Here is a 17,486-nt window from a genome sequence, read left to right as displayed (position 1 = left end):
GCTCACTCAGCGTCGGCCAGGCGCCGACGAGCAGCCCAGCTCAGTGCCCGCCAGAGCACGATAGCGAACAGCACGATGCTAGCGGCTGCCAGGAAAGCCAAAAGAACTGGATGCGAAGAAAGGTGGAACCACAGCAGCAGCCACCAAGGCAGATCGCCCACATAGTACTGGTCGCCAACGAAATGGCTGCTGACTCCGCTGTTGCGAATCAACGCGATAGCACCGGCAAAAGCCTCCTGCTTGCCGGAATCAGTCAAGGCATCGCGTAACAGCGCGTAGTCCTGCGGAGCCGAGGCGAGCAGTGCAACCAGGCTGCGTTGCGTGTGAAAAGGCGACTGCAGGCCAACCACTGCTGCCAGTGGACCGTTGGCGGTCATGCCGAGGTTGCCGTTGGCCGGCTCGATGGTCGGCCCGCCCCCGCCGTTCTGTAACCAGCTACGTGGCGATTCCAGCAAAATCGGTAATGTCGCGCCGTCTGCCAGCTGTTGCGGCAGCGGGCCGATTAACAACAGATCGGCATCGACCTGCTCGGCCATCTTCCAGTCATCCGTGATACGAACGCCATAGGCCGGATAACCGGTTTGCGAGCCAATCAGGGCAAGCGTATCCAACAGGGTTCCGACTTGCTCCTGGTTGGGCTGCGAGGGGACCAGTACCAGCGTCTCGGACAGGTCAGCCATCCGGCTGAAAGGGAAGCCGCTACGAGAGAAGGCCTTCAGGTCGGGCATGGCCATGTAGTGGTAGTAGCCCGAGAGGTCGATGGAAGACTGCTCGTCGATGGCGGCCTGGATATTGGTCGGCAGGTAGGTCTGGCAGCGGTCTCGCTGGGCATTGCCCAGCTTGCTGGCGAAATTGAACTCGAATCGCACCTTGTTGCGGATACCCATCTTGAGCGCGGGCACCAGCAACTTCTCGCTTTCGGTTGTCGAGTCGGATGAAAGGACGGACAGTCGAACGTTTTCCACACCGCTGCGGCTATCGCTGCCTTGCAAGGCGATGCTGGTGATGTACTGATCGTTGACGCTGATATTGAGGCGTGATTCGTCCGTGGTCGTTGGCGGGGTGTAGCGATAACGGGTCTGTAACGGAATGCCCTGGTTGCGCCAGACAAACAGATCCGGCGGCAGATTGACGTCCAGTGTGATCGGGTATGGTTGTAGCCCGCTTACTTGTAACTGCTGGGGATAGTCGATCAGCTCTGAAAGCTGTACTGCACGATCGGTACGTATCCAGTTGGGCGCGTCGTACGGCACGCGAGCAGGCGGCTCCATTCGCTCCATCCGGACCCGGTTGCCACGCAACTGACCGTTGTCCATTGCCAGCGCCGATGCCACTACGATGAGGTCGTTATCGTCGCGACCGAAGATGAGCAGCAACTTGCTGTAGCGATCTTCTGGATGCTCGATCAGTTCTACCGTGGGGCCGTCTACCTCGGGGTGTTCGGCGAGGAACGACGGGCGGCGGGAGTTGGTGGCGAAGACCACGGTTGGCTGCGGGCGGGCTGTTGTGGACGGCAGTGCATCGAACAGCACGGGGAAGCTGGCGCCTCGCCAGGCCGCCAAACCGCCAAAGTAGGAAGCCAGAATGCCAGCTGCACGCTGCTCGTTGGGTGTCGGGGCGCCACTGAATACGACCGGGAGGTTGAGAGGCTGACTGTCGCGTTCATCGAAGAATGGTTGCGGAAACCAAGCCAGATCGCCGGCGATGTCCAGCGCCTGCTCATGAAGACTGACCCGGCTCTGCCTGCCGAGATTGAGCCACAAGCCACTGTGCGCCGGGTCCTCGCAGATATCGCTGTAATGGCCAACGAATTCGACGCGTACCCGGTTGAAGTCTCCGAGCAGATGCGGGTCGAGCGCCAGGTCTTTGCTGACCCGCTGGCCTATTTGCTCCTTAGTGATGGGCAGCGTTCCCATCAGTTCGTCGTTCAGGTAGATCCGCAGGTGCGAGAGCACTGGAAGCAGGGCCGGTGAAGGTGTGTAGTCCAGGTGCAAAGTGGCGTCGGTGGCGATCCGGTCGTGGCGCAGGCGAAATTCGATCTGCTCGGCGTTGCGGATACCCAATAGCAACTGATCCCGAGGACGGCCCAAGTCACTGAAGCTACGACTGGAATCCCAGCTGGGTGGCGCGATATCAACGTCAACGCTCGGCTCCGTGGAAGCAACAGCAGTGAGTGCCCACAGTAAGGTGGTAAGCAGCGTCCAGGAGTGCGTTTGGGTGTTCATGGCAGATTTACCAGAGGTTTAGAGGCTGGGGTACGGGGGCAGAAGCTGAGTAGCCAGGCGGCTAGTCGAAAAATGGGGCGAAGCGGTTTGCTCAAGCCTTGCGGGAGCTGTTCGAGCAAGCGGTAATAGCCGCGACCTCCCATACGCAGAACCTCGATGAGGCTGTGTAGTGGGCGGTCCGTCTCGAAGCCATCATGGCGATCCAGCCAGACGTCGGCACGAGCGAACGTGCACTGAACCAGATCGATTTGCTGGGCCAGATCGAGGGTGTCGAGCCGGATTCCCAGACGTTCTCCAACTTGGCGAGAGGCGCGCCCGGGGAAAATGAATTCACGGTCGCCGCGCCGCAGGATCAGGGAAATCGGCTGATCCATGCCGATTTGCAGGCCAGACGGGATCTGCAGACCGGCACCGCCTTCGGCGAAGTCCAACAATGTGCAGGGGAACAGGTGTCCGTTGCTGAGCTTCAGCGATGCGGGCTGGCGAGCCATAACGCGATGCGCCCGGCGTATCTGCCTCACCTCCGACGCAACCGCCACGGCAGCGCCGATGATGAGCAGGTTGTAAATGACCCAGGCGGAGCTGACCAGGACGGTACCGATCTCGGTGACTGGGCCTGTGAACAGTCGCCAGACGGCAAATCCCAACCCCGCGACGTTGAGTATGGCCAGGACCAGGTAAGGCCGGGCGATACGCCAGTCGAACTGATCGTGATCCATCAGCCCGCCCTTTGCCGTGACGTTGAACTTTCCTTTCCCGGGATTGAACAGCGCCACCGTCGTGGGACGGGCGATGTACCAGGCCAGTACCGTCTCGTAGACCTCGCCCCAGAACGAATGCCGGTGCTCGCCCTGCATGCGTGCGTTGGTCAGGCTGGCGTGAATCATGTGCGGCAACACATACAAGACGATCATCAACGCCGGCGCATAGATGATGTACGCGTGCAGGAGCAGGAATGCGAGCGGTGCGGTCAGGTAGATCAGGCGAGGCAGGCCGGCAAGGAAATGCAGCATGGCGTTGGCGTAGCACAAGCGCTGAAAGATGCTGAGGCCGCGACCCAGAAGAGGATTGTCGGTACGGAATATCTGAGCCATGCCGCGTGCCCAGCGTATCCGCTGGCCGATATGCGCCGACAGGCTTTCTGTCGCCAAGCCGGCCGCCTGAGGCGTAGGCAGATACGCTGAATTCCAGCCCGAGCGATGCAGGCGCAGCGCGGTATGCGCGTCCTCGGTGACGGTTTCAACGGCGAAGCCGCCAATGCTCTCTACGGCTGTGCGGCGCAAAATCGCACAGGAGCCACAGAAGAATGCAGCGTTCCACATGTCGTTGCCGTTCTGGACCAAGCCGTAAAACAGCTCGCCCTCATTGGGCTTGCGACGGAACGAGCCGAGGTTGCGCTCGAAGGGATCTGGCGAGAAAAAGTGATGTGGGGTTTGCACCAGCGCCAACTTCCAATCGCGAAGAAACCAGCCCGTGGTGACCTGAAGAAAGGAGCGCACCGGGATGTGGTCGCAGTCGAAAATGGCGATCAGCTCGCTGTGGGTCACGGTCATGGCGTGGTTGAGGTTGCCGGCTTTTGCGTGGTTGTTGTCCGGGCGAGTGATGTAGCCCACCCCAACCTCTTCGGCAAAGCGTCGGAAACTGTCCCGCCGTCCATCATCGCAGATGTATATGTTCAGCTTTTCATGCGGCCAGTCCAGCCCCAACGCGGCTAGCACAGTGGTGCGCACTACCGAGAGGTCTTCGTTGTAGGTCGGTATGAAAAGATCGACCGACGGCCACTCAGCAGTGTTTTTCGGTAAGGGTGCAGGCTGACGATCGAGCGGCCAGCAGGTTTGGACGTAGCCGAGGATCAGCACGATCCATGAGTAGGTCTCGGCGGCAAGCAGGACAATGCCGCAGGCCAGATCGAAGTGCGAATCCCACCGGAGCGTCGCCGTGTAACGCCACCACAAGTAGCGGCAGGAAATGATCGCCGAGAGAACGATGAGCATCAGTACCGCGAAGCGGCCCGGCACCCGCCTGACCAGCAGGGCGACCCCCCAGAGCAGCAGAACGAAGGTGATCTGTGCGGCATAGCCGAAGGGCTCGGTGATGCAAAGAATGCTGAGCAGCGTGGCGAGCACCGCGATGGCCGCGTTAAATGCGTATCTGGCTGGTTTCGATAGTTTGGAGTGCCAGCGTTCGGCACGGTTGGCGCGCGCCTCGACGTTGCGCAGACCCTTCAGCCCCGGCAGAAGGTCGCTGCTCGCGCGCATCGGCACGGCCAGCTTGGCCGCGACGCTACGCAGCCGGTGGCCTGCTGATCGGGCCGGATTCCATAGGCGACGCGTGCCTGGTTCCTGCAAGGGGCGCGCGAGGATCAACCAGACGCTCTGAATCAGAACCCGTAATGGGTCGCCCGCGCTAGGGCGTTTGTCGGCCACGTGCGGATAGAGTCTGCGACGCTCAGCCAATACCCACTGCCAGCCGGGGGCTTCGAGGCGCAATAGCAGCCAGGCCAGTGTATAGGCGACCAACCAGCTGAGCGCGCCGTACAGACTCGCGCCACGCCGGTATCGGATGGCTTGGTAGTAACGCAGTGGGCTGAGCATGTTCAGCACTCTGCGCGCTGAGCAAGGCACCAGATCGCCAGGCTTCGCAGGTCGCTGGCCGCCTGGCTTTGAGGTGCGTAGTGGCCAATTGTCATCTTGTGTGCGAGAGCCTCTGGTGCTGCCTCGTCTTCATGCACCAGCTGCGGCGGTCGTGACATTCCAGGACGCCTGCGCCAGATCATTAACAGATCCCGCTGTAGCTGGCTCGCCGGATTGACGCGGTTGACCAGCAGCAGATCGGCGATCGGCTGCGTTCTTTGCTGAAGCAGCACATGGCAAGCCGGATCCGTTGTCGCGAGATCGATCAGCAGGTCGGCCCGGTCATCTTCGGATACACCCACCCGGTGGCCGGGCAACCTCTGCGGCAGGTCGAACAGAATCCAGTCGTAGTCGCGCGAAACCAGGCCGCAGCGTTGTGACCAGCAACTCGAGTCGGCGCAGAGCTGCAACTCAATCTGTGCGACCTCCGAATCGTTCAGGCGCCCGTATGGCAGCAGATGCAACCCTGGCAGCATCTCCAGGGCAGCATCGTTCCACTCGCTGCCGTCCAGCTGCGCACGCGCCCAGCCAGCTTCATACGTGGTGTCGACATTGAAATGCAGGCGCAGCATGTTGTCCGGACTGAGATCGACCAACAGCACGCGCTCGCCCTGTTCATGGAGGGCCAGAGCCAGATCGGCCAGCAATGTCGTGGCGCCGAGGCCTCCACGGATTGCCCGCATCACGAGACGCTTCATACGGGCTGTCTACCGACGGTTGGCGCCGTTACCGGCTCGAGTGACACGCTGTCGAAGGCGGTTTCCAGATCGGCAATGATCGAAAGTTCCGTGAGCAGTGGCCATCGCTGAATGGCCCTATCCAATTCCAACGATGCGGAAATGTCCTGGTAGCCGAGATCTGGCAGTCCCAGATGACGCTCTAGGCGGGCAATGTCGTCGTGTTGAACACGCTGAGCCAGGCTGACCATATGCTTGCTACTCGAACCGATTTGGGTAAGGGAGCCAGACGGTCTGGCCGCCCAGCCGTACGTAAGGTTGTCCAGCCTGTTCGATCACTTGGGCACCGGCGGTTTCGGAGACCGGCTCGGTCTGCGGCAGGTTGGCGATCAGCGTGTTGACGTCCACCGCGCTGCTGCTTCCCTGCGCGGCGTAGAGCCTGGAAATCAGCTCGGAAAGCGCTAGGAAGCTCGAGGGTTGCTGGACGTGGAGCGGTAGGCCTGGGGTGGGCGGCGTCATCCCGATCAGTTTCAACCCGACGGGGACCTGAGTAATCGAGGGTCGTGGTATTTCGCGCATGCCAGCAATTTGCATGCGGTCGCCATGCAGCGCAGCGCCGTGTTCCGGCACCAGCAATAAGGCTACAGGTCGGCCGCTACGCTCCAGCTCATCGATGAAGCGACTAAGGTCGTCCAGAAGTCGCTGCGCTCTGGGGCGATATTCTGCTGACTGGGCATTTCCGTCTGATCCGACGATGCGGTTTCCATCGTGCAGGCTGATGCTGTTGTAGAAGAGGCTGACGTGGGCGTCCGGCAGCTCCTGCCGACGCTTCCACCAGCCGCTGAGTACGTCCAGATCCCCTGCGATCGGGGAGCCGTCGAAGCCTGCAAGGGCGCGAGCGAACTTCTGGCTGGGCAGAACCGGTTGTGGCATACCCTGGGCCTGGATCTCCTCGGCAAATCCATCGAAGCGGCCGTTGTGGTTCATCAGAGTTTCGGAGCGAAATCCCAGATTGGCCAGGTTTTGAAACAGCAGACATTGCTCCGGCGCAGGTTCGTACAGCGCTTGATGACGAGGTTGACCGCAGCTGGCACGCAACAGCCGGATTGCCGCGGGCCCGCTATAAGACGTCGCGGAATTGAATCGATCGAAAATTACATCCATGCGTTGAAGCAATGCGTTCTCGCGCAGGCCGACCGCATCGAGATCGTCCCATGCCAATGAGCAGACGTTAATGATCAGTACGTCGAACGCCGCCGTTTGCTCGCTGGGTTGGGGGAACTGCGTCTGGCGGGTCGCTTCGGTCTTGAAAAAGGTTTCAAGCCAATTGTCCAGTGCAACGTTGTCGTTGCTTGCCGCTGCCGTCGACGCTGCCGGCTGTCCCTGGGCGGGCGTCGTGGCTGGCGAGGCAGCCATGCTTGTTGCGGGAGCCAGAAAGGGAATGCTGCCCAGATTCAGCCAGAGGAGTCCGCCCAGGCAGAACGTCGACAGGCGAATCCAGTTGGAAAGGTAGCTATAGCCGATGACCAACAACGCGCAGAGACCCACGAGTGTCCAGTCAATGAAGCGCCCGACGAGTTCGAGCAGGTATGCCGGCGTGAAGTCCAGTACGCCAGGTTGCGCCAGCAACCGCTCGAACGGAGGGAGCCAAGTGTCATGGTAGAGCAGCGCTACACCGATCGGGATCGCGATGAGCTGGCGTGCGATGCGCCAAGCGCGGCCAGGGAGCGGCACGACAAGGAATGCAGCGAATATCAGATTCGGCAACGGCTGGAAATTCAGCATGCCAAGACCCAGCAACAGAAACTTGAGCAGGAAATAAAGGTTCCAGGTGCCCAGGCCAGGCCAGGTCACAGCGGCTGGCACGGGTACGCTCAAGCGCTCGTGTGCGGTCATTGTTTTTCTTCCTCGCCGATCGATCCGGCAGGGCGGCGTCGCAGTGCAGCCGTCTTCAAATAGCGAGGCGGAAGCAGCCGATCGAATGAGCGAACGATTTTGTAGTGGCTTGTTGCTATCAGCCAGCCGATGCAGGCGCCAATTACGGTGAACAGGCCTGCCACCTCAAGGAGTTGTTCGAGGGTCATGGCCGTGCTTCTAGAGAAAGACGCATAGGGCGTGGATGAAAAGGCTGTTTCGGTTCACCCGCGCTGGCAGCGACTGGCGTACTGCTGGGCATCGGCGAGGCGTCACTCTGGAAACTGGGTCTTGATAGGGGGTCGAGATCGGTCAGCTGCTCCAGTCCCACGAAAAGCTCCTGCCACCTGACCCCGAAAATATTACTCAGGGCGGCTTCGAGCGATTCCGGACGGCAAGCGAAAAGAAACAAATGGAGGGCTTTGTCGGCAATACAGGCGATATCGCCGCTGCGCCGCAGACGCGTCTGGCTCAGGACCTGCTGCAGGCTTAAACCCGACACGGGCTGCAGGCGAATCAGCTGATGGATGATCTCGCCCGTTGCGCTGCTCGGCCACATTTCCCGAACGGCTTCGGCGAATCCCAGCGGACTTTGCTGGCCACATAGGGGAAGTGGTTTCAATTCGTCAAGGTTGACGCCTATGTCTTTCAGCTGCCTTTGCCAGAGATGACCCTGGACACTTTCGACCAATGTCAGAAAACGGGGAAGGGAAGTACCAAAAGGCACGACCAGCGAGGCACCGCTGGTCAGTAGCAACTGTTCGTCGCGGTAGCGAAGACAGGGCGCTATTTCCCGAACGATCAGCTTGAGCTGGTTGCCACACGAGCGGCGCAGCTGATTAAGCTGATGCGCCAGATCTTCGACTTGCTCGTTTTTCGTAATGGCGAACAAGACACTGGCCGCTCTGGCTGCAAGCGCATGCTGAAACAGCTCGTTTCTGTTTTCGAACAAGCGCCATTGCACTGAGAGATTTTGCGCGCCGTCCAGCACACTGCGCTCGGCGTGAATCCGCCCTTGGTCCGGGTACTCGATGGTGGGCTCGATATCGCTTGAAGCCGCCACTCGGAAGCCGTCGGGTCGGTACTGAAGATGAAGTTCGCGAGCGCTCGTAATGCCCTGACCGCCGTTCCAGAAGTGCAGAAACAGGCGAGGGCCAAGGGGCGTGCGATTCAGCGATGCATAGCCGGCAAGCGAATAGGTGAGCTGACTAAGGCGCTCGCTCAAGCCATCACACACACCGTCGCTGATGACGAGCAACGTCGCCTGGCGTTCGATAAGCCAGCGACTCACTTTTTCGAGCCAGGTGGCAATTGTTCGCTCGCCGAACCGGTCCCACACGGTGGTTGGAGGCGTCAACAATATGCAGCGACCCCGCATGTCGCCCGCGCGGTCCAGTTCCGAGCCTAGACGCTTGAGAAAGGCGGTGAAATGGCTTGATGCCAGTGTCAGACACAATAACTCGCTCGGCCCTGAATCTGCGGGTAGTTTGGCGAGAAGGCTCTTCTGTCTGGCGTCGTCCGACACTAGGACAGCCTGGTGGTGTGGACCGAACGCCTCGATGACTTGCTGTGACAAGAGCGCTGCATCGCTTGCTTGCTCTACGATGACCCACTGCACACGGCCAACGCTTAGCGTCAGGGCTCCGCGGTCGATATCCAGCCCCAGCGAGGCTGGGCCGTGTTCGGGATAGCTAGCAGTAGTGGACAAGGTGTCACCTGTGGTGAGTGCTTTCGACGATCTGAAGTCGCCGTAGCCAGATTTCGGCTGAGTTGAGATGGGCTTTAATCCGCTAACTGCAGCTCGTCGGAATCTGGCGTGATAGCTATTGCGATATCATTATGATATCAGCAGGCAGGGCGCCCAGATACCCGCTCTGATAAGTGGTAACCACGCTCAGCGAACCGGCAGGTTGCCCGTCCGGATGACTCAGAAGAGAACATGATGAAAACCGAAACAGCCAGCGATGCTTCTGCGCTGAAAACCAAGCCCGGCCTGGGTCGCTTGGCCAAGGCCGCTAGCTACTCTCTCGCCGGTCTCAACGCCGCTTGGCAGCATGAGGCCGCTTTTCGCCAACTGACGTGCATGGCCTTTTTGCTGATTCCCCTTGCTTTTTTACTGACAGGTTCGCCCGTTGAACGGGCGCTCCTGATTCTCCCCATCCTTATGTCGCTTGCGCTCGAATTGGTGAACTCCGCCATTGAGGCGGTGGTGGATCGCGTATCGCTGGAGATTCACCCGTTATCCAAGCGAGCAAAGGATCTGGGCAGTGCTGCCCAGCTTGTCGGGCTTTGCTCCATCGTCATCATCTGGCTCGCCATCCTCCTCTGAGAGGTGCAAGCCGCATGGCTAACGCATATCTGCTCGGCCACGAAAAATCTGCTAACAATGGCTTCGGTTGCGCTGTCATCTGTGTGCGCATAATGCGTTGACGATTTTTCCGGGAGCTCCCATGAGTAGCACTGCATCCGCCAGCGAAGGCGAAAAGATCCTCATAGTCGATGACGACGCGCGCTTGCGGCGCTTGCTCGAGCGCTTTCTCGACGAGCAGGGCTATCGCGTGCGTACTGTGGAAAGCGCCGAGCAGATGGACCGCGTACTCAGTCGCGAGTTGTTCCATCTGGTCGTGCTGGATTTGATGATGCCTGGCGAGGATGGCTTGTCCGCCTGCGCGCGTCTGCGCGGCGGCGGCAATCAGATCCCGATCATCATGCTCACCGCCAAGGGCGACGAGACCAGCCGGATCCAGGGACTGGAGCAGGGCGCCGACGACTACCTGGCCAAGCCCTTCAACCCACGCGAGCTGCTGGCGCGGATCCGCGCGGTGCTGCGCCGGCAGGCGCCGCAGGTGCCAGGTGCCCCGGGCAGCGAAGATGAGACGGTGACCTTTGGTGATTACGAGCTGTTCCTCGGTACTCGTGAGTTGAAGAAAGGTGATCAGATACACATGCTCACCACGGGTGAGTTCGCTGTTCTCAAGGCCCTGGTTCAACACGCCCGCGAGCCGCTGACCCGCGACAAATTGATGAATCTGGCCCGCGGCCGCGAGTGGGACGCACTGGAACGCTCCATCGACGTGCAGATTTCCCGCCTGCGCCGGCTGATCGAGCCGGATCCGTCCAAGCCGCGTTATATCCAGACGGTCTGGGGTGTGGGTTATGTGTTCGTGCCCGATGGCAATAAATGAGCACAAGCTGCACGGCTCGAGCTGCAATTACAGAGCGCTACGGTACGGCACTATCTCTTCTTTTCTTGCCGTCTGTAGCTTGAGACGTTCAGCTCAATGAAGACCCCACTCTGGTTTCCGCAAAGCTTCTTCGCCCGCACCCTGTGGATGGTGCTGATCGTCGTGCTGTTCTCCAAGGTACTGATGCTGGTGTACCTGATGATGAACGAGGACGTTATGGTCGATCGGCAGTACAGCCACGGCGCGGCGCTGACCCTGCGCGCGTACTGGGCTGCCGACGACGAGAACCGTGAGCGTATCGCCGAGGCCGCTGGCTTGCACCGGGTCAGCGACGACGAGGTGCCACCCAGCGAATATCACTGGCCCTACACGGAAATCTTTCAGCGACAGATGCAGACCGAACTCGGTGAGGAAACCGAGGTTCGGGTGCGTATTCAGCCGCAGACGGCCATCTGGGTGCGTGCGCCCAGTCTGGGGCCGGACTGGCTACAAGTGCCGCTCTATGCATACCCGTTGCGCGGTCAGCGGATCTGGAGCGTGCTTGGCTGGTTCCTCGGGATCGGGCTGTTGTCCACCGCAGCCGCGTGGATCTTCGTCAGCCAGCTCAACCTACCGCTCAAGCGGTTGGTCTACGCGGCTCGGCAGATCGGCAAGGGTCGCAGCGTACGGCTACCCATCGGCGACACGCCGAGCGAGATGACCGAGGTGTATCGCGCATTCAACCAGATGGCCGAAGATGTCGAGCAAGCGGGCCGCGAGCGCGAGCTGATGCTCGCCGGCGTCTCCCATGATCTGCGTACGCCGCTGACCCGTCTGCGCTTGTCGCTGGAGCTGATGACCAGCGATTCCGAGCTCACCGAAGACATGGTGCGTGACATCGAAGACATGAATGCGATCCTCGATCAGTTTCTCGCCTTCGTCCGTGACGGCAGCGACGAGTCGGTGGAAAGCGTCGACCTGGGCGAGTTGGTCCGCGAAGTCGTGGCGCCCTATAACCAGTATGGCGAAAGCGTGCGTTTGTGCGTCGAGCCGATGCCACCGCTGGCGCTGCGCCGGGTATCGATCAAACGTCTACTGGTCAACCTCATCGAGAACGCCTTGCGCTACGGTGGGCATGGCGTCGAAGTCGCCGCCCACGTCTCCGGAGACAGCAGCGCCCCCTATGTGGTGCTCAGTGTGCTCGACCGGGGAGCTGGTATCGATCAGGACGAGCTGGGGGAAATCTTCAACCCGTTCATCCGTGGTGATCGCGCGCGCGGTGGACAGGGTGCCGGACTGGGATTGGCCATCGTCAAACGCATCGCCTCGCAGCACGGCGGTGTGATCGAGCTGCGCAATCGTGAAGGTGGCGGGCTTGAGGCCCGGGTTAGCTTGCCGCTGGGCCTGCTGCTGCCGCGCGATGCGATAAAGGCTTGAAAACCGCAGGGAGATTGACGCTGACTAGCCCTTACCTTTGGTTCGGGTCAGGTGCGGGCCGGCGTTTTTCTCCAGGTACTGGATGATCAGACCGGCCACGTCCTTGCCGGTGGTCTCCTCGATGCCGGCAAGGCCGGGTGATGAGTTTACCTCCATCACCAGCGGGCCGTGATTGGAGCGCAGGATATCGACGCCGGCCACGCTCAGACCCATGACTTTGGCAGCGCGGATGGCAGTCATGCGTTCTTCCGGGGTGATCTTGATCAGGCTAGCGGTGCCGCCGCGATGCAGGTTGGAGCGAAACTCGCCGGGCTTGGCCTGACGCTTCATCGCCGCAATCACCTTGTCGCCGACGACGAAACAGCGGATATCCGCGCCGCCGGCTTCCTTGATGTACTCCTGGACCATGATGTCCTGCTTCAGACCCATGAAGGCCTCGATTACCGATTCGGCGGCCGTGGCGGTTTCGCACATCACCACGCCGATGCCCTGGGTACCTTCGAGCACCTTGATGACCAAGGGCGCGCCGTTGACCATCCGGATCAGGTCGGCGATGTCGTCGGGCGAGTGCGCGAAGCCGGTCACCGGCAGGCCGATGCCCCGGCGCGCCAGCAATTGCAGCGAGCGCAGCTTGTCACGCGAGCGAGCGATGGCCACCGATTCGTTGAGCGGGAATACGCCCTGCATCTCGAACTGGCGTAGCACGGCGCAGCCATAGAAGGTGACCGAGGCGCCGATCCGTGGGATCACTGCGTCGAAGCCTTCCAGCGGACGGCCGCGGTAGTGGATCTGTGGCTTGTGGCTGGCGATATTCATGTAGGCGCGCAGGGTGTCGATCACGACGACCTCGTGGCCACGTTGCTGGCCGGCCTCTACCAGGCGGCGGGTCGAATACAAACGTGGATTGCGCGACAGCACGGCGATTTTCATTGGGCACCGGGAGAGGTAAGGGTCTGGGGTTTTTCCTGCACGTAGGTGCGCGCAGGGTCGACCAGCCATTTGCCGTCCATCAGGGCTTTTGATCCCAACAGCAGGCGATAGCGCATGGTCTTGCGACAGGTAAGGGTGAATTCCACGGGCCACAGGTGAGAGCCCAGCGCCAATAGCGTGCGCACCACATAGCGGGTCTGCGCATGGCCATTGGAGCTCTTGATCGTCTTGCGCGCGACGACAGGCGCTTCACAGCGATGGCGTCGCTGCACCAGCGTGCCCAGATGCGCGGTAAAGCGAACCCAGCGCTTGCCGCCGCGTTCGAATTCGGTGATATCGGTTGCATGCAGCGCGGAGGTGCTGGCACCTGTATCGATTTTTGCGCGCAACCCGACCACGCCAAGCTCGGGCAGGGCGATCCATTCGCGCAAACCGATGATTGTCTGGGGGTCGGGATTGTTCAAAAGGCGTATCCAGTAGATTTCCGCGCATTCTAGACGGGGTGCATGACAACCGCATCTACCTGTACGACTCTATGACAACACGACGGCTGACTGAGTTGAGCAATGAGCGAAAAAGACGACGGCAAGGTCCGGTTGGACAAGTGGCTATGGGCCGCGCGCTTCTTCAAGACACGCGCACTGGCCAAGGCTGCCATCGAGGGCGGCAAGGTCCATTGCCGCGGCGAGCGCTGCAAACCGAGCAAAGAACCCAAGGTCGGTGAGGAGCTGATGATTCGCGCTGGTTTCGATGAACGTACCGTGGTCGTACGGGCCCTGTCAGCGGTGCGCCGAGGCGCGCCGGAAGCGCAGTTGCTTTATGAAGAAACCGCCGAAAGCCAAGCGCGTCGCGAAAACGCTGCGGCGATGCGCAAGGCCGGCAGCCTGGGCGTAGAAACCGATGGCAAACCGAGCAAGAAACAACGACGCGCCTTGCAGCGCTTTCGCTCTGATGCGGGATGAACGCTGACGGTTGGACCGTTGCCACTTTCCCCCTAGAATGCGGTCCCTTTTTTCAGGTGCCGTGCACGCGCGCCCGGGTCGATGCGACCCGGCCCTCCAATGGCTCCGGCCTTCAACCTGCCCTGGTCTGTCCAATGCTTGATTTCGACTTCACTCAGCGTTTCCTCTTCGATGACACCGACGTCCGTGGCGAGTGGGTCGGGCTCGAGCGCAGCTATGCCGAGGTGCTGGCCAAGCACGCCTATCCGGAGCCTGTGGCGCAGCTGCTCGGTGAGCTGCTCGCCGCCGCGGCGTTGCTGGTGGGTACGCTGAAATTCGACGGGTTGATGGTGCTGCAGGCGCGTTCGGCCGGTGCGGTGCCGCTGTTGATGGTCGAGTGCTCGAGCGATCGCGAAGTGCGTGGCATTGCGCGGTACCACGAAGAGCAACTGACACCTGGCGCCACGCTATCCGAGCTGATGCCGGAAGGCGTGCTGGCGATGACCATCGACCCGGCCAATGGGCAGCGTTATCAGGGCATCGTCGCGTTGGACGGGGTCGATCTGGCGGACAGCCTGTCGAACTATTTCGCCTCGTCCGAGCAGTTGCCGACGCGCTTCTGGCTGGCCGCCGACGGCCGTCGTGCCTGTGGCATATTGCTGCAGCAGCTACCAGCCGATCGCATCCGTGACGGCGAAGCGCGTGAAGCCAGTTGGCAGCATTTGCGCACGCTGGCCGACACCCTGTCGGCCGAGGAACTGCTCGGCCTGGACACCCAGACCGTGCTGCATCGTCTTTATCATGAGGAGCAGGTGCGGCTGTTCGAACCGCGTTCGATCGTCTTCCGCTGCAGCTGCTCGCGCGAGCGTTCGGCCAACGCGGTGGTGAGCCTCGGCCAGCACGACGCCGAGCAGTTACTCAACGAGCAGGGTGGCGCGATTACCATCGACTGTCAGTTCTGCAATCACAGCTATCGCTTCGATGCAGCCGATGTCGCTCAGCTGTTTGCCGGTGCCGGCATCGAGGGGCCTTCCGGCACTCGGCATTAAAAATGGCGGGGGGCGTAGAACCTTTTCGCCATTACGCCCTCATACCCAGCGCCGCGCCTTTTCTGTCATAATCGCGCGCACTTTTTTCGATGTAGTCCATCGTCAGTTGGGCTACAACAGCATGGAGGAATCGGCCCAGGGCCGACGGGGAACTCATGACGCAAGCCAATAACGCCGTGTACATCGATATCAGCATCGCTCAACTGGTCGAAGAGGCCATCAAACGCGGTGAAGGTGAATTGGCCGCCAACGGCGCGCTCGTCGTGAGAACCGGCCATCGGACCGGTCGTTCGCCAGCTGATCGCTATATCGTCGAGGAGCCCAGCACGCAGGCTTCAATCGCCTGGGGGCCGATCAACCGCCCGTTCCCGGCCGACAAGTTCGATGCCCTGTGGGATCGCGTAGAGACCTTCAACAAGGCCCAGGACCATTTTGTATCCCACGTCCATGTAGGCTCTTCCGAGGGTCACTACCTGCCGGTCAAGATGTCCACGGCGACGGCTTGGCAGAACCTCTTCGGTCGCCAGCTGTTCATCAATCCCACGCAGTACAACCCGGCCGGCAAGGACGAGTGGCAAGTGCTCAACGTCGCCAACTTCGAGTGCGTGCCCGAACGCGACGGCACCAACTCCGACGGTTGCGTGATCATCAACTTCGCCGCCAAGAAGGTCCTCATCGCCGGTATGCGTTACGCCGGTGAAATGAAGAAAGCGATGTTCTCGGTGCAGAACTACCTGCTACCGGAGGCCGACGTGCTGCCGATGCACTGCGCCGCCAACATCGGCGACGACGGCGACGTCACCCTGTTCTTCGGCCTGTCCGGTACCGGCAAGACCACCCTGTCGGCCGACGAGTCGCGTTACCTGATCGGCGACGATGAGCACGGCTGGGGTACGGGCGTCGTATTCAACATCGAAGGCGGCTGCTACGCCAAATGCATCGATCTGTCCGAGAAGAACGAGCCGGTGATCTGGAAAGCCATCCAGTTCGGCGCGGTTCTCGAGAACGTTGTATTGAACGACGAACGCATCGCCGACTATGCCGATGACAGCCTGACGCAGAACAGCCGTGCCGCCTATCCGCTGGAGCACGTCGAGAAGCGCTCCGAGAAGAACCTGGGCGGTGAGCCGAACGCGGTGATCTTCCTGACTTGCGACCTGACCGGTGTGCTGCCTCCGGTGTCCGTACTCAATGAAGAGCAGGCGGCTTACCACTTCCTCTCCGGCTACACCGCGCTGGTCGGTTCCACCGAGATGGGTTCGGGCAGCGGCATCAAGTCGACCTTTTCCACCTGCTTCGGCGCGCCGTTCTTCCCGCGCCCAGCCGGTGTCTACGCCGAGCTGCTGATCAAACGCATTCAGGCGTTCGGCTCCAAGGTCTATCTGGTCAATACCGGCTGGACCGGCGGCGGCTATGGTGTCGGCAAGCGCTTCAACATCCCGACGACCCGTGCGGTAATCGCGGCGATTCAGAGCGGCGCGCTGGTGGGTGCAGAGACCGAGCATCTGCCGATCATCAACCTGGACGTACCGAAGGCCGTCGAGGGCGTGGATACCCAGCTGCTCAACCCACGCAATACCTGGGCAGACCAGAACGCGTACGACGAAGCGGCGAAGGAACTGGCGAACAAATTCATCGAGAATTTCAAGAAGTTCGATGTGTCCGAGGTCATCAAGGCTGCCGGGCCGCAGCTTTAAGCCAGCACTGCATCAGACAAGCCGCCTTCGGGCGGCTTTTTCTTGCCTCAACGGCACCTGCGCAACGGATCGAAGCAGGTGATGAGTACCATCAGTAAAGACGCATGGATTCGATCAATCCGTTGGGCATAGCATGGCGGCCACATTTCTCAGCCAGTGGAGCCGTTCATGCACATCGAAGAAGCCATCCGCACCCGTCGCGCCGTCAAAGCCTACGACACCAACTTTCAGCTCAGCCGCGAAGAAAAGGACGAGCTGCTGCAACTGGCGCTGCTGGCGCCGTCGGCGTTCAATCTGCAGCACGTACGCTTCGTCGAGGTCAGTGATCCGGCGTTGCGTGCGCAGATCCGCGAGGTGGGCTGGAATCAGGCGCAGATGACCGATGCGTCGATGCTGGTGGTGGTCTGCGCGCAGCTCGACAGCTGGGAAAAGAATGTCCGCCGCGTCTGGGAGGGTGCGCCGCCCGAGGTGCAGGACTACATGGCTGGCGCCATCGACACCTACTACCGTGGCAAGCCGCAGGTTCAGCGCGACGAAACCATGCGCAGTTGCGGCCTGATGGCTCAGACCCTGATGCTTGCCGCCCGTGGCAAGGGCCTGGACTCCTGCCCCATGGACGGCTTCGATTTCGACGCCGTGGCTAAGCTGATCAACCTGCCGGACAACCATGTCATCGCGATGATGGTCGCGGTCGGCAAGCGCGCCGCCGAGCCCAAGCCGCGTGTCGGCAAGCTGCCGTTCGATGAGGTGATCATCCGCGATCGCTTCTGATCGCTCGGCAAGGTAGGTGTCTGCCTGGTGGATCGATGAAGCGTGATC

Annotated in this window: 16 protein-coding genes; 7 read left to right on the top strand and 9 right to left on the bottom strand. The window is 61.0% G+C overall.

Translation table 11 applies throughout. The annotated features are described in order from the left end of the window. Positions 1-2: 2 nt before the first annotated feature. Genes bcsB through MCB86_RS14510 form a run of 7 tightly spaced genes read right to left on the bottom strand, consistent with a single transcriptional unit; the run spans position 3 to position 9,157 of the window. Positions 3-2,225, bottom strand: a complete 2,223-nt coding sequence (gene bcsB, locus MCB86_RS14540; protein ID WP_045164182.1) for a cellulose biosynthesis cyclic di-GMP-binding regulatory protein BcsB — start codon at positions 2,223-2,225, stop codon at positions 3-5. Next, positions 2,222-4,819 carry a UDP-forming cellulose synthase catalytic subunit gene (gene bcsA, locus MCB86_RS14535; RefSeq protein WP_045164181.1) on the bottom strand — a complete coding sequence of 866 codons (2,598 nt, stop codon included), beginning with the start codon at positions 4,817-4,819 and terminating at the stop codon, positions 2,222-2,224. Before bcsA ends, bcsB begins: the two co-directional genes overlap by 4 nt. A 2-nt stretch (positions 4,820-4,821) precedes the next feature. Further along, the gene (gene bcsQ / locus MCB86_RS14530; RefSeq protein WP_045164180.1) at positions 4,822-5,556 is read right to left on the bottom strand and encodes a cellulose biosynthesis protein BcsQ; all 735 of its coding nucleotides are present in this window, start codon (positions 5,554-5,556) and stop codon (positions 4,822-4,824) included. Next, the gene (gene bcsR, locus MCB86_RS14525) at positions 5,553-5,786 is read right to left on the bottom strand and encodes a cellulose biosynthesis protein BcsR (protein WP_045164179.1); all 234 of its coding nucleotides are present in this window, start codon (positions 5,784-5,786) and stop codon (positions 5,553-5,555) included. Before bcsR ends, bcsQ begins: the two co-directional genes overlap by 4 nt. Before the next feature lie 7 nt (positions 5,787-5,793). After that, positions 5,794-7,431 (bottom strand): cellulose biosynthesis protein BcsG, encoded by a 1,638-nt coding sequence (bcsG, locus tag MCB86_RS14520; protein ID WP_045164178.1) that lies wholly within the window; start codon positions 7,429-7,431, stop codon positions 5,794-5,796. Next, positions 7,428-7,619: a cellulose biosynthesis protein BcsF gene (gene bcsF / locus MCB86_RS14515; RefSeq protein WP_045164177.1), complete on the bottom strand. Its 192-nt coding sequence runs from the start codon at positions 7,617-7,619 to the stop codon at positions 7,428-7,430. The genes bcsG and bcsF overlap by 4 nt, the downstream gene beginning before the upstream one ends. Next, positions 7,616-9,157 carry a BcsE family c-di-GMP-binding protein gene (locus tag MCB86_RS14510; protein WP_052679349.1) on the bottom strand — a complete coding sequence of 514 codons (1,542 nt, stop codon included), beginning with the start codon at positions 9,155-9,157 and terminating at the stop codon, positions 7,616-7,618. The genes bcsF and MCB86_RS14510 overlap by 4 nt, the downstream gene beginning before the upstream one ends. Before the next feature lie 234 nt (positions 9,158-9,391). On the opposite strand from MCB86_RS14510, the gene MCB86_RS14505 reads away from it, so the two are divergent. From MCB86_RS14505 to MCB86_RS14495, 3 genes are all read left to right on the top strand, one after another. Continuing rightward, the gene (locus tag MCB86_RS14505) at positions 9,392-9,778 is read left to right on the top strand and encodes a diacylglycerol kinase (protein WP_045164176.1); all 387 of its coding nucleotides are present in this window, start codon (positions 9,392-9,394) and stop codon (positions 9,776-9,778) included. Between the two features lie 121 nt (positions 9,779-9,899). Then, entirely contained in the window at positions 9,900-10,634 is a 735-nt protein-coding gene (gene ompR, locus MCB86_RS14500) for a two-component system response regulator OmpR (RefSeq protein ID WP_045164175.1), read from the top strand. Positions 10,635-10,730: 96 nt separating this feature from the next. Further along, complete coding sequence (locus tag MCB86_RS14495) at positions 10,731-12,050, top strand: ATP-binding protein (RefSeq protein ID WP_045164174.1); 1,320 nt, start codon at positions 10,731-10,733, stop codon at positions 12,048-12,050. 24 nt (positions 12,051-12,074) lie between these two features. Here the strand turns inward: MCB86_RS14495 and rimK are convergent, their stop codons facing one another. Both rimK and MCB86_RS14485 read right to left on the bottom strand, forming a co-directional pair. After that, the gene (rimK, locus tag MCB86_RS14490; protein ID WP_025243607.1) at positions 12,075-12,980 is read right to left on the bottom strand and encodes a 30S ribosomal protein S6--L-glutamate ligase; all 906 of its coding nucleotides are present in this window, start codon (positions 12,978-12,980) and stop codon (positions 12,075-12,077) included. Then, on the bottom strand, positions 12,977-13,444 hold the full coding sequence (locus tag MCB86_RS14485; RefSeq protein WP_045164173.1) for an ATP-dependent zinc protease: 468 nt from the start codon (positions 13,442-13,444) through the stop codon (positions 12,977-12,979). The genes rimK and MCB86_RS14485 overlap by 4 nt, the downstream gene beginning before the upstream one ends. A 102-nt stretch (positions 13,445-13,546) precedes the next feature. On the opposite strand from MCB86_RS14485, the gene MCB86_RS14480 reads away from it, so the two are divergent. From MCB86_RS14480 to MCB86_RS14465, 4 genes are all read left to right on the top strand, one after another. Beyond that, complete coding sequence (locus tag MCB86_RS14480) at positions 13,547-13,942, top strand: S4 domain-containing protein (RefSeq protein WP_045164172.1); 396 nt, start codon at positions 13,547-13,549, stop codon at positions 13,940-13,942. A gap of 134 nt (positions 13,943-14,076) precedes the next feature. Continuing rightward, the gene (gene hslO, locus MCB86_RS14475; protein ID WP_239611318.1) at positions 14,077-14,970 is read left to right on the top strand and encodes an Hsp33 family molecular chaperone HslO; all 894 of its coding nucleotides are present in this window, start codon (positions 14,077-14,079) and stop codon (positions 14,968-14,970) included. 155 nt (positions 14,971-15,125) lie between these two features. Beyond that, on the top strand, positions 15,126-16,667 hold the full coding sequence (locus MCB86_RS14470; protein WP_239611317.1) for a phosphoenolpyruvate carboxykinase: 1,542 nt from the start codon (positions 15,126-15,128) through the stop codon (positions 16,665-16,667). 168 nt (positions 16,668-16,835) lie between these two features. Continuing rightward, positions 16,836-17,438, top strand: coding sequence for a nitroreductase family protein (locus MCB86_RS14465; protein WP_045164169.1), 603 nt, complete (start codon positions 16,836-16,838; stop codon positions 17,436-17,438). The last annotated feature ends 48 nt before the right edge of the window (positions 17,439-17,486 follow it).

The sequence above is a fragment of the Pseudomonas sp. KSR10 genome (assembly GCF_022355455.1).
In the GTDB taxonomy this organism is placed as follows: Bacteria; Pseudomonadota; Gammaproteobacteria; order Pseudomonadales; family Pseudomonadaceae; genus Stutzerimonas; species Stutzerimonas stutzeri_E.
This window is presented reverse-complemented; position numbering and strand designations above follow the sequence as displayed.

Coding starts and splice junctions, on each gene's coding strand:
- bcsB (WP_045164182.1), bottom strand. CDS start 2,225: ATGAACACCCAAACGCACTCCTGGACGCTGCTTACCACCTTACTGTGG.
- bcsA (WP_045164181.1), bottom strand. CDS start 4,819: ATGCTCAGCCCACTGCGTTACTACCAAGCCATCCGATACCGGCGTGGC.
- bcsQ (WP_045164180.1), bottom strand. CDS start 5,556: ATGAAGCGTCTCGTGATGCGGGCAATCCGTGGAGGCCTCGGCGCCACG.
- bcsR (WP_045164179.1), bottom strand. CDS start 5,786: ATGGTCAGCCTGGCTCAGCGTGTTCAACACGACGACATTGCCCGCCTA.
- bcsG (WP_045164178.1), bottom strand. CDS start 7,431: ATGACCGCACACGAGCGCTTGAGCGTACCCGTGCCAGCCGCTGTGACC.
- bcsF (WP_045164177.1), bottom strand. CDS start 7,619: ATGACCCTCGAACAACTCCTTGAGGTGGCAGGCCTGTTCACCGTAATT.
- MCB86_RS14505 (WP_045164176.1), top strand. CDS start 9,392: ATGAAAACCGAAACAGCCAGCGATGCTTCTGCGCTGAAAACCAAGCCC.
- ompR (WP_045164175.1), top strand. CDS start 9,900: ATGAGTAGCACTGCATCCGCCAGCGAAGGCGAAAAGATCCTCATAGTC.
- MCB86_RS14495 (WP_045164174.1), top strand. CDS start 10,731: ATGAAGACCCCACTCTGGTTTCCGCAAAGCTTCTTCGCCCGCACCCTG.
- rimK (WP_025243607.1), bottom strand. CDS start 12,980: ATGAAAATCGCCGTGCTGTCGCGCAATCCACGTTTGTATTCGACCCGC.
- MCB86_RS14480 (WP_045164172.1), top strand. CDS start 13,547: ATGAGCGAAAAAGACGACGGCAAGGTCCGGTTGGACAAGTGGCTATGG.
- hslO (WP_239611318.1), top strand. CDS start 14,077: ATGCTTGATTTCGACTTCACTCAGCGTTTCCTCTTCGATGACACCGAC.
- MCB86_RS14470 (WP_239611317.1), top strand. CDS start 15,126: ATGACGCAAGCCAATAACGCCGTGTACATCGATATCAGCATCGCTCAA.
- MCB86_RS14465 (WP_045164169.1), top strand. CDS start 16,836: ATGCACATCGAAGAAGCCATCCGCACCCGTCGCGCCGTCAAAGCCTAC.